The sequence below is a fragment of the Alteromonas sp. ABV2_168 genome (assembly GCF_056161165.1).
The window spans coordinates 509,931-523,900 of record NZ_JBSWYQ010000001.1 but is presented as its reverse complement, the minus strand read 5'-3'; the positions used below and the strand labels follow the sequence as shown (position 1 = coordinate 523,900).

Annotated in this window: 11 protein-coding genes; 3 read left to right on the top strand and 8 right to left on the bottom strand. The window is 49.1% G+C overall.

Annotated features, from left to right (window positions below):
- Positions 1-30: 30 nt before the first annotated feature.
- On the top strand, positions 31-1,350 hold the full coding sequence (gene xylA / locus ACXAH4_RS02325) for a xylose isomerase (RefSeq protein WP_474841609.1): 1,320 nt from the start codon (positions 31-33) through the stop codon (positions 1,348-1,350).
- Between the two features lie 63 nt (positions 1,351-1,413).
- Complete coding sequence (locus ACXAH4_RS02320) at positions 1,414-2,574, top strand: pyridoxal phosphate-dependent aminotransferase (RefSeq protein ID WP_474880653.1); 1,161 nt, start codon at positions 1,414-1,416, stop codon at positions 2,572-2,574.
- 87 nt (positions 2,575-2,661) lie between these two features.
- On the opposite strand, the gene ACXAH4_RS02315 is transcribed toward ACXAH4_RS02320, so the two are convergent.
- The 7 genes from ACXAH4_RS02315 to ACXAH4_RS02285 form a co-directional block, all read right to left on the bottom strand.
- On the bottom strand, positions 2,662-4,776 hold the full coding sequence (locus ACXAH4_RS02315) for a TonB-dependent siderophore receptor (protein WP_474880553.1): 2,115 nt from the start codon (positions 4,774-4,776) through the stop codon (positions 2,662-2,664).
- Positions 4,777-4,908: 132 nt separating this feature from the next.
- On the bottom strand, positions 4,909-5,517 hold the full coding sequence (cheD, locus tag ACXAH4_RS02310) for a chemoreceptor glutamine deamidase CheD (RefSeq protein ID WP_474841613.1): 609 nt from the start codon (positions 5,515-5,517) through the stop codon (positions 4,909-4,911).
- An 11-nt stretch (positions 5,518-5,528) separates the two neighbouring features.
- A complete protein-coding gene (locus ACXAH4_RS02305; protein WP_349589992.1) occupies positions 5,529-6,359 on the bottom strand; it encodes a CheR family methyltransferase in 831 nt (276 codons plus the stop codon).
- Positions 6,360-8,651, bottom strand: coding sequence for a methyl-accepting chemotaxis protein (locus ACXAH4_RS02300; protein ID WP_474880551.1), 2,292 nt, complete (start codon positions 8,649-8,651; stop codon positions 6,360-6,362).
- Between the two features lie 3 nt (positions 8,652-8,654).
- Positions 8,655-9,158, bottom strand: coding sequence for a chemotaxis protein CheW (locus ACXAH4_RS02295; RefSeq protein WP_474867935.1), 504 nt, complete (start codon positions 9,156-9,158; stop codon positions 8,655-8,657).
- Complete coding sequence (locus tag ACXAH4_RS02290; RefSeq protein ID WP_474880549.1) at positions 9,155-10,969, bottom strand: chemotaxis protein CheA; 1,815 nt, start codon at positions 10,967-10,969, stop codon at positions 9,155-9,157. The genes ACXAH4_RS02295 and ACXAH4_RS02290 overlap by 4 nt, the downstream gene beginning before the upstream one ends.
- Before the next feature lie 24 nt (positions 10,970-10,993).
- A complete protein-coding gene (locus tag ACXAH4_RS02285; RefSeq protein WP_119502839.1) occupies positions 10,994-11,359 on the bottom strand; it encodes a response regulator in 366 nt (121 codons plus the stop codon).
- Positions 11,360-11,690: 331 nt separating this feature from the next.
- On the opposite strand from ACXAH4_RS02285, the gene ACXAH4_RS02280 reads away from it, so the two are divergent.
- A complete protein-coding gene (locus ACXAH4_RS02280) occupies positions 11,691-12,545 on the top strand; it encodes an MBL fold metallo-hydrolase (RefSeq protein WP_474841623.1) in 855 nt (284 codons plus the stop codon).
- A gap of 32 nt (positions 12,546-12,577) precedes the next feature.
- Here the strand turns inward: ACXAH4_RS02280 and ACXAH4_RS02275 are convergent, their stop codons facing one another.
- Positions 12,578-13,933 (bottom strand): hypothetical protein, encoded by a 1,356-nt coding sequence (locus ACXAH4_RS02275; protein WP_474841627.1) that lies wholly within the window; start codon positions 13,931-13,933, stop codon positions 12,578-12,580.
- Positions 13,934-13,970: the final 37 nt, after the last annotated feature.

Below are 13,970 nucleotides of genomic sequence, written 5' to 3'. Positions count from 1 at the left end.
CCATAACCCTGCCTGAACAGGAAAAAGAATATGAGCAACTATTTCGACGCAATTCCAAAGATCAAATACGAAGGCGCGGACTCGACCAATCCGCTGGCATTTAAACACTACAACCCGGAAGAAGTGATCATGGGTAAAACCATGGAAGCGCACCTGCGCTTTGCTGCCTGCTACTGGCACAACTTCTGCTGGGACGGAGCTGATGTATTCGGTGGCGGCACATTTAATCGTCCCTGGCTGACTCAGGGTGATGCCATGACGCAAGCCAAAGCGAAGGCGGATGCGGCTTTCTCATTTCTGGAAAAGCTCGGCGCGCCTTATTACTGCTTTCACGATGTTGATGTGGCACCGGAAGGTCAGTCTCTGAAGGAATACGTGCACAACTTTTCCACCATGACTGAAGTGCTGGCGCACAAGCAGGAAGAAACCGGCATGAAACTGCTCTGGGGCACGGCGAATGTATTCAGCCACCCACGTTACATGTCAGGCGCAGCAACCAACCCGGATCCGGCCGTGTTTGCCCGCGCAGCCACTCAGGTATTTCATGCGATGAATGCCACCAAACAACTGGGCGGTGAAAACTACGTGTTGTGGGGCGGCCGTGAAGGTTACGAAACCCTGCTGAACACCGATTTAAAGCGTGAACGTCAGCAACTGGGGCGCTTCATGAACATGGTGGTTGAGCACAAACACAAAATCGGCTTTGACGGCCTGCTGCTGATTGAACCTAAGCCACAGGAGCCGACGAAACATCAGTACGACTACGACACAGCAACCGTTCATGGCTTCCTGTCTGAATTTGGTTTAGAGAAAGAGTTTGCCGTAAACATTGAAGCTAACCACGCCACCTTGTCCGGCCACTCTTTCCATCACGAAATAGCCACTGCATTTGCGCTGGGGATCTTCGGTTCTATTGATGCCAACCGCGGCGACCCGCAATTAGGCTGGGATACTGACCAGTTCCCTAATTCAGTAGAAGAAATGACACTGATTTGTTACGAAATTCTGAAAAATGGTGGCTACACCTCAGGTGGCTTTAACTTTGACACCAAATTACGCCGTCAAAGTATCGAGCCGGAGGACTTATTCCTGGGCCACATCGGCGGCATGGATACCTGTGCGCTGGGCCTGAAAAAAGCCGCTGCCCTGCTGGAGTCTGAAGCACTGGGTGACGCCGTTGAGAAACGCTATGCCGGCTGGTCAGAAGATTTCGGCCAACAGGTATTAAACGGTAAAATGTCGCTGGAAGACGTAGCTAAGTTCGCCAGCGATAACGCACTGGATCCCAAGCCGGTATCCGGCAAACAGGAAGGCCTGGAAAACATCGTAAACCAGGTGATCTACAAGTAAGCTGGCTGGCGCTGACCGGTTTGCGGTATCATGGCTCCTCGTTTTTACGGGGAGCCTGTTTTGTTGAAGTTTTCAGATCGTGCCAACGCCATTACACCCTTCTATGCCATGGCTTTTTCAGAGAAAGCCAGTGCCCTTGAAGCAAAAGGGCATCATGTCGTCAGACTCAATATTGGCGAACCGGATTTCGGTGCTCCGGGTCCGGTTGTGCAGGCCATGCAGGATGTCATGGAAAAGGCAGAACTGCCCTACACTTCAGCCTTAGGTTTACCGGCCCTGCGGGAAGCCATTGCCGGTTTCTATCTTCAGCGACATGGTGTTGCTGTCAATCCAAACAATGTTGTGGTTACTGCCGGAGCATCAGCCGCGCTGCTTCTGGTGAGTGCCGCACTGGTTAACCACGGCGATAAAGTGATGCTGGCCGACCCGGCCTACCCGTGCAACCGTCAGTTTATCCGAAGCTTTGGCGGGCTGTTGCAAAGCATTTCCGCCGGCGCTGAACAGCGCTTTCAGCTGACACCACAAAGCGTGCAGGCAAACTGGCAGAGCGATACCAAAGGTGTGATGCTGGCATCACCGTCTAATCCCACGGGCACATCGGTGCCTGAAAGTGATCTGGCGGCAATATGCGATTTTGTAAAATCCCGCGGTGGCTGGCGTATTGTTGACGAAATTTACCTGAATCTCAGCCATGATGGTCACGCTCAGACAGTACTGGCTTTTGACCCCGACGCCATTGTGATCAACAGCTTTTCAAAGTACTTCGGTATGACCGGCTGGCGTTTAGGCTGGTGTGTAGTGCCGGATGACATGGTGCCGGTGATGGAGCGTCTGGCGCAGAACTTATACATTTGTCCGTCGACCCCCGCGCAATATGCGGCGCTGGCCTGTTTCACCCCGGAAACCCTGAACGTTTGCGAAGGACGCAGAGATATTCTGCTGCACCGGCGTCAGCGGGTTCTTGATGGCTTAAAGCAGGCTGGATTATCCGTGGACGTGGAGCCGGACGGCGCGTTTTATGTATATATCAACGTCACCTCTACGGGTTTGAACGCCATGACATTCTGTGAGCGGTTACTGGAAGAACAGCACGTTGCCCTGACACCGGGTAATGATTTTGGCGAGGCCACCGGTGATGATTATGTGCGTTTGTCCTTCGCGGCTTCAGAAACTGCACTGGATGAAGGTATAAAGCGCATTGGTACTTTCCTGGCGTCACTATGATTTATCAGGACTGGTAGCGACTTAAATATAGAAAAGCCGGTCAGCGGCCCCTGAAGGCAGCGGAACCGGCTTTATGAGCATATTTAGTTAAAACTGATATTTCACGCTGGCAGTGTAATTCACCGGTGAGCCCGGCATTACCCAAAGCTTGTGGTATGAGTTTTCAAAGTAGATTTCATCAAACAGGTTGTTGACGTCGAACTTCACACTCAGCTTCTCATTTAATGCCAGCGAAGCCGACAGGTTCACCAGCGTATAAGACGGCAGTATAAATCCTGCGTCAGTGGTTTCCCCCAACCGGTCGCCCACGTAACGCACCGTAGCGCCGAAGAAGGCCTCTTTTTCCATCAGTTGCGTGTAGTGATTCAGCGAGATAAAACCTGCATGTTTCGCCACATTGATCAGGCGGGAACCTTTCGGAATGGTCACGCCCCAATCGAGGTTGTTCACTTCATTGGCGGTTTGCGCATCTGTGTAAGCATACGAGAAATCCAGACGGGTATTGGCTGTTAAGTCTGTGGTCAACTGAAACTCAATGCCCTGACTCTCCACTGTACCTAATGTCGCCGACAACCCGGTGTTGGGCTCTGCTGTCAGCATATTGGTTTTTTCAGCGTCAAAGATGGCAATGCTACCGGAGAACCGCTCAGCCAGATTTTCCCACTTAGCCCCCACTTCAAACGAGGTTGTTTCTTCCGGGTCAAACGCATTGCGGTCGGAATCAAGCCCGGGGTTAGGTCTGAATCCTTCAGCATAGCTGGTATACAGGCTGACCTTTTCGTTTACAGAGTAAGTCAGGCCGAGACGGGGCGTGACCACTGTTTGATCCTGGCTCTGACCGGCACCTGCCAGATGGTCATAAATTTCCTGCTCGAATTTGTCTACACGGAAACCAAGCAGAAGTTTAGTGGCTTCATTTAACTCGATGAGATCCTGCGCATAAAAACCCAGACCCTGTTGCTTTTCTGCAGTAAGGGTAACAGGCGAGACATCAGGACGGGCTATGGTGTAATCAGGATTGGCCGGATCAATACTGTAAGTGGTGTCACCGGCGCCCCAGGCTGTTCGCCAGCGACGATAGTCAGTATCGATATGATAATTGTAGTAATCCAGACCAATCAGCAGGTTATTGGTTAAACCGGCAACCTCTGCTTCGCCACTCAATTCTGCACGTAAGGATAAATCCTGCGCTTCATAATCACGGGTTCTCCGCTGGCGCGACAGAATATCCGGATCAGTCAGTAATAACTGACGGCCAGCCGACAGCTCAGTATCTGAAGATTGTCCTTTCATGGACGAATCGCGGTACGCCATGCCTGTAAGCAGGTGCCAGCTGTGAGTCAGTTCGTGGTTCAGCACCAGTTGATGACCGAAGGTTTTCACCTCATGTGCACCGTCCCGGATATCACCGTAAAAGTCTTCCGGGTTCACCGCATCAAAATCGTTGTCCAGTACATAAACACCACGGTCCAGCGGCTTTTCCTGATCAAGGATTTCCATCTGATAACTCACACTGGTGACATCAGACAGGTTCCAGATGAACGAAGGATTGATATTGAGGTTTTTAAAGAAAACGGTATCTCTGTACGTGTCAGAGTCTTCATATAAACCATTGAGCCGGTAAGCCATGTCATCATTCAGACCATTCGTGTAATCGAATTCAACCTGTTTCTTACTGTAATTACCCAGTGTGCCCTGAACGTAGCCCTGTTCTTCAAATTGCGGCTTTTTAGTAATGATATTGATGGTACCGCCGGGTTCTCCCTGTCCGTACAAGGCAGAACCGGGGCCTTTCATTACTTCAACTGACTGAATATTTACTGTGCCGCGGTTCCCGCTGTAACCGCGAACATTAAAGCCGTTAATGAGATAGCCAGTGGCGTTGTTTTCATCGCCTGAGAAACCACGAATGGCAAAACTGTCGAACATGCCTCCGGAGTTATTCTGTCTGACCACAGCAGGAGAAAAATCCAGCGCATCAATGAAACGGGTAATGCCTTCATTGGCTAACTGATCTGCACTGATGCGATCGACTGCCTGAGGCGTTTGAATTAACGGAACATTGCCACGGTAAGGCTGGAAGTGTCGCTTCACTTCAATGTGTTCCACGTCATCCTTCTTTTCCTGCGCGGCAATAACACTCTCTTGTGCTGCTGCGCTGGTGGATAGTGCGAGTAATGAATATAAAAACTGCTTTTTCATAAAATCTTCTGTAAGGGGGGAACCAAATGGCGCAGGATGTTATATCATATCAACTCAGTGAGCAAACCGGTTTTGTTGAAGCTTTTATGAAGATTAAAGGCCCCGGACTATATAAGGGCGCTGGCAGAACGCTTAATTCCCAAACATATCAATGGAACCGGTCGCTTTCGTTTCCTCGTTAACACGCATGGCGAGTTCCGCTTCACGGTCATGAATGGTGTTGTTGTTCATGTCGTAAATGCGCTTCATCAGCACCGAACCGGTAGATGGGGTGAAATAAATCTTGCGGGCGTAATTAGCCATCAGATCGCTGGCCAGGATGGGAATATTTTCGGTTCTTAAGAAGTCGATGGCAAATTCAGAATTGGTTGCGCCGATATCATTTTGCACATATCCGGGCAACACTCTGGCACCGCCGAATACCTTAGCAACCAAACGTTTCTTTTCTCCGCCCAGATGAAGGCAATCATTTAACAGCACTTCCATGGCATGCACACCGTAGCGGTTTGCTTCAAAAGACATTTTGTCGATTTGCTTATTATTTGGCAGCATGAAATGGTTCATGCCGCCAACTTCAGTGATGGGATCATACAGGCATACTGCCACGCAGGAGCCGAGTACCGTCACAATGAGTTTGTCTGCCGCAGTGACATAGTATTGACCAGGTAAAATTTTTACCGCATCACGGCCAAAACGACTGTCGTAGTAGGAAGGAGGCTGACTAAAATCATGGGCGGACACGTTATGTGTAACTACCTGACTGGCGCATAAATTGTTTTACCAACCGGTCTGAGAATATCCGATGCATCAGCGAAATGCTCAGAGTGCCCGGCGATATACAGGCTGTCATGCTTGAGATGACCGACCAGCCTGTTCAGGATCTGATATTGAGTCGGTTTATCAAAGTAAATCATTACGTTACGGCAAAAAATGACATCCATTTTCTCTTTGAAGCCATAATCTTTATGTAACAGATTGATTTGCCTGAATTCCACCATCTCCCGCACTTCATCGACCACCCGCACCATGCCGGATTTTGAGCCTTTGCCCCGGTAGAAAAACTGCTTTTGTCTTTCCGGTGACATTTTCTCGATAGACGACGCTTTGTATACACCATTTTTTGCGGTTGCCAGCACCTTGCTGTCAATGTCCGATGCATAGATTTTGATACCCGGCCGGAATGAACCAAAGGTTTCAGCTACCGTCATAGCAATAGAGTAAGGCTCTTCTCCTGTACTGCTCGCCGCGCACCAGATTGCGGTCACATTGGAATGATTACGAAGGTATTTTTCCAGCGCGGAAAAGTGATGAGGCTCACGGAAGAATGACGTTAAGTTAGTAGTCAGCGCATTAACAAATTCCTGTTGTTCAATGTCACTGCGCTCTACCACTTTTAAATAGTCACTAAAGGTTTTCAGCCCCAGCGCCCTGAGGCGCCGGGATAACCGGCTGTACACCATGGTAACTTTAGAGTCTGCCAGACGAATGCCTGCAATCTTAAACACGGTGGCGCGCACCCGTTCGAAGTCGTCCTGACTATAAGCATATTCTCTGTCGACTTGCTCAGCGGTTGCGGCGGTCATTTAGAATGTCTCCCACTCACTTTCGCTTGGCGAGCCTGGCTTCAGAGCTTTAGGCGTACTCACGGCTGTCATACGTGCGGCCGGCTTTGCAGAGCCGTTCATTCTCTTAGCTGGCGGTGGCGCAAGCAAACTGCCGCCATCCAGTTTGAACATCGCAACCCGTTCTGTCAGGCCAATGGCTTGTTGTTGCAAGCTGTCAGCCGCAGCAGCAGCCTCTTCAACCAGTGCCGCGTTTTGTTGCGTCATTTCGTCCATGCTGTTCACGGCTTTGCCCACTTCTTCGATGCTGGTAGCCTGCTCAGAAGACGCTGCAGAGATTTCAGACATGATGTCGTTCACGCGCTGAATCGCATTAACCACTTCAGCCATGGTATCGCCGGATTTGTTAACCAGCTGGTTACCGCCGTTGATTTTGCCCACAGAGTCAGAAATTAATTCCTTAATTTCCTTCGCTGCTTCCGCTGAACGTTGTGCCAGCGTACGCACTTCCGATGCTACCACCGCAAAACCGCGGCCCTGCTCACCGGCTCTGGCTGCCTCTACAGCCGCATTCAGGGCAAGGATGTTAGTCTGGAAGGCAATACCGTCAATGACGCCGATGATGTCTGAGATTTCCTGAGCTGATGCATTAATATCGCCCATGGTATTGACCACCTGACGAATAAGGTCCCCGCCTTCATTTGCAACTTTTGAAGCCTGTGAAGCCAGCATGTTTGCCTGCTCTGCGTTCTCGGCATTCAGACGCACGGTGCCGGTCAGTTCTTCCATAGCGGAAGCTGTTTCTTCCAGACTGGACGCCTGCTGCTCAGTACGGCTGGATAAGTCGGCGTTACCTGTGGCAATTTCCGACGAAGCCGTATTAATGGTGTCTACCGCTTCGTTAATCGAACGGATAGTCCCTGAGATTTCTTCGGCAAATGAGTTGATGGCGTTGGCCAGCACCTGGAATTCACCCTGGAAGTCATCATCTACCCGCTGTGTTAAGTCACCGGCTGACATTGAAGACATAACATCGCTGATAGTACCGATGATACGTTTATTGTCCTGAACAAACTGGTTAATTGAATTACCCAGTTCAGCAAAATCACCATCCAGTCGCAGCGGGTCGGTATCCAGATCACCCACCACCAGGCGCTGCATGGTGGCGCGGATAGCCTGAACTGCCTTAACCCGCGCGGTAATATCTACAGCATATTTAACCACACGGTAGGGTTTACCATTCTGGTCGAAAATCGGGTTGTAGGAAGCCTGGATCCACACATCGTCACCGGCTTTATTGATGCGTCTAAATTCATCGGCGAAGTAAATACCTTTGCTCAGTTGCTCCCAGAATGAACGATATTCCGGACTTTTCTTATATTCCGCATCAACAAACATGCTGTGATGTTTGCCCTGAATTTCTTCCAGTGAATAACCCATAGCGCCAAGGAAATTCTCATTGGCGTTGATAATTGTACCGTCCAGGTTAAATTCGATAACCGCCTGAGCACGGTTCAATGCTTCAATCTGACCACCGTAATAAGCATTTTTGATTTTCTCGTCAGTGATGTCTGTGGCAAATTTAACAACCCGGATCACTTTACCGTTTTCATCGTATACCGGGTTGTAAGATGCATTAATCCAAATTTCACTGCCGTCTTTACGAATACGGCAGAACTCACCTGAGGACACCTGACCGCGGGCCAGATTGCGCCAGAAATCTTTATATTCCTGACTGGAAGTATAGTCACCTTTGCAAAACATACGGTGGTGTTGTCCCTGAATTTCCTCCAGGTCATAACCCACTGCGCCACAAAAGTTTTCATTAGCCGTAATGATAGTACCGTCCGGATAGAACTGAATAACTGCCTGAACGCGATTCAATGCGTCAGTAATAGCATTGGTTAAAATGGCGTCCTGATTATCAATCAGTTCAACGCTGTAGGCGGTTGTCTCGCCACGCACGTTTTTCAGCCCGGCCACCGTAACCTTAATATTCCGGTCCTTCAGTTCCAGTAACACCTCGCCACCGCCCGGCGAGTGCGCCGCGGCCTGCTGAAGACTGCTGGCCTGTAAGCCAAGGGCACTGATGTTACTGCCAATAAGGGTCATGACCGAAAAGCCGCCATTGCGGGCTTTAATACTACTTTCCAGTTGCCCCAGCAGCGCCTTTGCCGCTTTGTTTGCAACAACTATGTTGCACTGATTGTCTAAAATCAGCAGGTTTGCAGACGATGCTTCAAGGGCCTGGATGCTTTCCAGCGATCCTACTACGGCATTGTCCTCACCACTTAACCATTTAAAAAGACCCATCGATTACTCTCCTACACTCGCCTGACCGACTTCCACCAGCCCAAGTTCATTGCTGTTAATTAAACTTTCAATATTGACAAGAATGACCATGGTTTCGTCCACATCCGCCAAGCCATGTAAATACCGACTATCAAACGCCACGCCAAACTCCGGAGGTGGCAACATTTCTTCTTCACTTAAACGGATAACATCAGATACTCCGTCAACCACAATACCCACTATGCGCTCATCCACATTCAACATAATGACAATGGTGAATTCGTTATAAGTGGCTTCGCCCACATTGAACTTAATGCGCAGGTCAACCACAGGCACAATATCGCCCCGCAGGTTCATGACCCCTTTTATAAAGTCCGGAGCATTGGCGATTTTTGTTACCTGCTCGTAACCTCTGATTTCCTTCACGGTGGTGATGTCCAGCGCGTAGTGCTCCTCACCTAAGACAAAACTGAGAAACTCACGATCATCTCCGGCCATCACCGACTGTTGTACGGCGGCTTCGCTCATACACATAACTCCTCTTCTGCGGGCAGTTGACAATGCTCTGCCACGGCGTCTGCATCCAGTATCATGGCCACGGTGCCATCACCCATAATTGTTGCTCCTGCCAGACCGGGGATTTTCCGGTAATGGCGTTCCAGACTCTTAATCACCACCTGCTGCTGACCTAAAATGGAGTCAACCTGAATGCCGTAGCGTTTTTTGCTACTTTCCACCAGTACAACAATGCCTTGAGTAGCCGACGTGACGGCATCATCGATATCCATCATTTGGTGCAGTGCCACCATTGGCCAGTACTGTTCTCTGATCCACAGCAGTTTTTCATTCCGGATATTTTTCAGTTCGTTAGGTTTTGGTTGGAATGACTCAATTATATTTAGTAGAGGAATCACAAAAATGCGACTTCCAACTTTCACACACATGCCATCAAGAATGGCTAAAGTGAGGGGTAACTGGATGTAAAACCCTGATCCTTCACCAGTTTTTGAAACTATCTCAATTCTTCCGCCAATCGACTCAATATTTCGTCTGACCACGTCCATGCCAACTCCCCGGCCACTGACGTCAGTCACTTCCGCAGCAGTGGAAAAGCCGGGTTCGAAAATCAGATTCCACACATCACTGTCTGGCATATCGTCACTGAATGGCAGACCATTTTGACGTGCTTTGTCCAGAATGCGCTCACGGTTAAGACCGGCACCGTCGTCTGTAATACCGATGACGATATTGCCGCCTTTTTGCTCCGCACTCAGAGTCACCGTACCCGCCTCTGGTTTACCGGCTGCCTTACGGACCTCCGGGGATTCCACACCGTGATCAATACTATTGCGCACCAGGTGGGTGAGCGGATCCACCAGCTTTTCAATCAAACTTTTGTCAATTTCGGTATGCTCACCTTCCATCACCAGATTGACCTGCTTACCTAACTTTTTAGACAAGTCACGGACAACCCGGGGGAAACGGCTGAAGGTCATATTTACAGGCAACATGCGCATGGACATCACCGATTCCTGAATTTCCCTTGTATTGCGTTGCAACTCGGTGATTGCATGTTGCAACCGGTCGCTTGCCTGTCCGTCTACTTCACTGCCCACCATCGAGAGCATTGACTGAGTGATCACAAGCTCTCCCACCAGATTTACTAATCCGTCGATCTTGGTAGTATCTACGCGGATAGAGGCATTCTCTTTCGCCGGTACTTTCGGTTTCACTGCGACGGCCGCCGGAGCAGGTTCAGATTGCCCGGCCGCTTTGGCATCCGCCGTAACATCTGTCGTATTCGCGGAAGGGGTTTCACCTGCGCTTTCTGCAACAACAGGGAATTCTTCTTCATCATCAAAAAAGCCGAAATCGAATCCCTCACCATCATCAACGGATTCAGAGGATGCAGCCGGCTGGCTGTCCTGACCGCTATTCTCTCCCTGACCCCCGCTCCCAAGGACGGTTTCCAGTTCAGCAATACGGGCAGAAATATTGTCGTCGGGAGTATCAGTTCCCGCTTTATAAGCTTCGAGGGTTTCCTTCAGCACATCTGTGGAGGAAAGCAGTAAGTCCACGGATTCCGTGGTGAGTGGCATAAGGTGTTTGCGGGCCTGGTCGAGCAGGTTTTCCATGACATGGGTCAGACGGGTAAGTGCGTCGAAACCAAAAATACCGCTGCCGCCTTTAATGGAGTGGGCGGCGCGAAATATGCTGTTCAGTTCCTCATCATCAGGGGCAGACACATCAATTTCCAATAAGATGCGTTCCATTTCCTGCAAATGTTCGTCGCTTTCGTCGAAAAAGACAGTATGAAACTGCCCAACATCAATGGACATTTTACGCTCCCGTGAAGCATAGAATCAGCTGGCCAACTTATTGATAACTGTCACAAGTTTATTGGGGTCAAAGGGCTTAACCATCCAGCCGGTGGCACCGGCTGCGCGCCCTTTTGCTTTCATGTCATCACCGGCTTCGGTGGTTAACATGACGATAGGAACGCGTTGGAATGCCGGTTTGCCTCTGAGCGCTTTAATCAGTGTCAGTCCGTCCATGCGTGGCATGTTCTGGTCTGTAAGCACAACATCAAATGCGGAACCGGAACACATATCCAGTGCATGCTGACCGTCTTCGGCTAATGTCACTTCGAAGTTAGCCGCACGCAATGTCATTTCCACCATTTGTCTGATCGAAACGGAATCATCTACAACTAAAACCCGTGTACTCACCTGATTACTCCTCACTATTCGGTGTTGGCATTAAACCGGACAGAAAGTGATCGGTGATGCCAATAAACGTAGTACACAGTATGAACAAGATCCAAATTCGCGAAATTATACTTTTGGTTATTTGGCGACAATAGTGAATTTTAACGACATTTGCGACAAAGATAGTGTAAGCATTAAATTTTGACTATAAATTAATCGCTTAACATTGAAATAAGAATGAGTCGCATGAAAGAAGATACTGAAATTATCAGTGAAATCAGTGACAAACATACATAGTTATACATTTATATAACTGAAATTAGAGCCATCACACGTTACTCCGGACCCACTTATGTCATTTCTCACCAGATATATTCTCATAACCATTTGCATAATCTCTCCGGCATCAGCGCAGGAATATCGCCTCGAAGATACCGGAAATGATGTTTACCGGTATGTGGCCGGAAACTACCGCTCCGTGGTGATCAATACCAGCGACGGTATAGTGGTCGTCGACCCGCTAAACACGGATGCTGCAAACTGGCTGAAAAAAGAAGTAAAAGAGCGCTTTAATAAACCAGTACGTTACGTGATCTACAGTCACAGCCATCCTGACCATAGTTACGGTGGCAACGTGTTCGATGACGGTAATACAGTTTTTATCAGTCACGAAGATGCGAGAGCTAACTTAGTACGAACAAAAGCGCAGACGACTATCCCGAAGCTGGTTTTCAGTGACACCTTCATCCTGCACGCCGGCGAAAGTTCGATTGAAATGCGTTACCTGGGGCCAAATAACGGTTATGGCAACGTGGCTATCAGGATTCAGCCCGGCAACATTTTGATGGTGACCGACTGGATCACACTGGGACGTTTACCCTATAAAGATTTAATGGGATACGACATTGAAGGAATGATAGTTTCGGTAGAAGAGGTGCTGAAGCAGCCCTTCAATTTGTTTATCGGCGGGCACGCAGACACAGGTAGCTACAGGGATGTGGAAAACTACAGAAATTATCTGGTGACCCTGCATGACACCGTGCTGGAAGGTATTCTGGCTGGCAAATCGTTAGAGGAAATACAGACCACTAAAGCGCTCAGCCCGTGGTCAGAATTGAAAATGTTTGAGGAATGGATGCCACTGAATATTGAAGGCGTATACAACCAGCTGATGTCACGCTCGTATATTCAACTGCGTCCTGAGTAGAGGACGCAGCGCGTTGTACGGGCGTAGGTACGTTAAAAAATACGCATTTCCATGCTGTACACCTGCTCTTTGCCGTTTATTTCTGACATATAGACTTTATACAGATAATTAGGCGCTTCCACTTCGATAACATCATTCATCACGAAACTGTCCTCGCCCACCGCAGATAAGGCATCGTTTTTAGATTGCCCTTTAAAGAACTGCGCAAAGCGCCAGTGATGATTTTGGGTGTATTCATTTTGAATAAAGTCAGGGCTGACATTGACCTTACTGACATTCCGGCCGATGACTTCTACCAGCGTCCAGGGGTTTATTAACACATACCCTTTGCCAAATCGCCGGTTCGTCCAGCCAATCTTTTCACCGGGCAGTGCGGAGATATCCAGACTTTCCCCGTTGTCGTCCCGATTTGTAAAGTCATCCAGAAATGCCACAGCCTCATTGTTTTCCTGCCATGTAAATTCAGGTAACGACGCCATCACTTTTTCATTGCGCAATACAAAACCGGTAGCTTCCCGCTCTACGTCTTTCTGATCGTTCACCAGATAGGTTTCGCCGGTGAGCGTAAGGGTAATATCTCCCTGTCTGAAAGACATTTGCTGTTTGCCTGAATAACTCTCTCCCTTCCCGATGCCATTAATTGACCACTTACGGTAGTCGAAGCGATCATCAAAAAAGAAAAAGTTGGTCAGTTCATTACCAAAAAATGCTGAGCCGTACCGGGCCTCTGCCACGATGCCGTCTTTCAGGGTAATCCAGTGGGAGCGGCCATAGGCAAGCATTGTCCAGTGCTCATCCTGCCTGAACGTAAAAGAGGGCGTTCCGAAAAGTTTTTCTACTTTTTCCTGCTTATCACCGGGTTTGATGCCATACATGCCCTGCCCGATACTGACTTCAGTACTTTGAGGCAGTGGCGGGGTTTTATCATCGGAAGCGTCAAACGCCGGCACTGAGACCGTTTGTCTGGCGCGGATGACATTCATGCCGAATTGTTTGAATCCGTCCGGAGTAAACGGGGTCAGATCGCCATCAACATATTCACTGCCATCTTTGCATTCAGATAACAACTGGGCCGTTACCCTTAACATGCCACGGTCATTGCTGGTTTGCTGAAATTTTGTCCGTAATACCGCAACACCCTGTGCATCGACATCAAGGGCTTCGTAAAACAGATCGTCCCTGGCCTCAGCCATCATTTCTTTGTGCGCAGCGTCGCTGATTCTGTCACCGCGTACATAAGACATCACACTCACTACAGTGGTATCGAGTACGTCGTAATCACACGTCGGGTAATACTTGAGGAATTCCGGCTCCTTGCCGGTAGCATTGGCAGACAAACTCCCTGTCAGTAAGGCCAGAAATGTTGCTACGAAAGTATTTGTTTTCATGACACACTCCATGTTTTTTAGACAATCATAACAACAC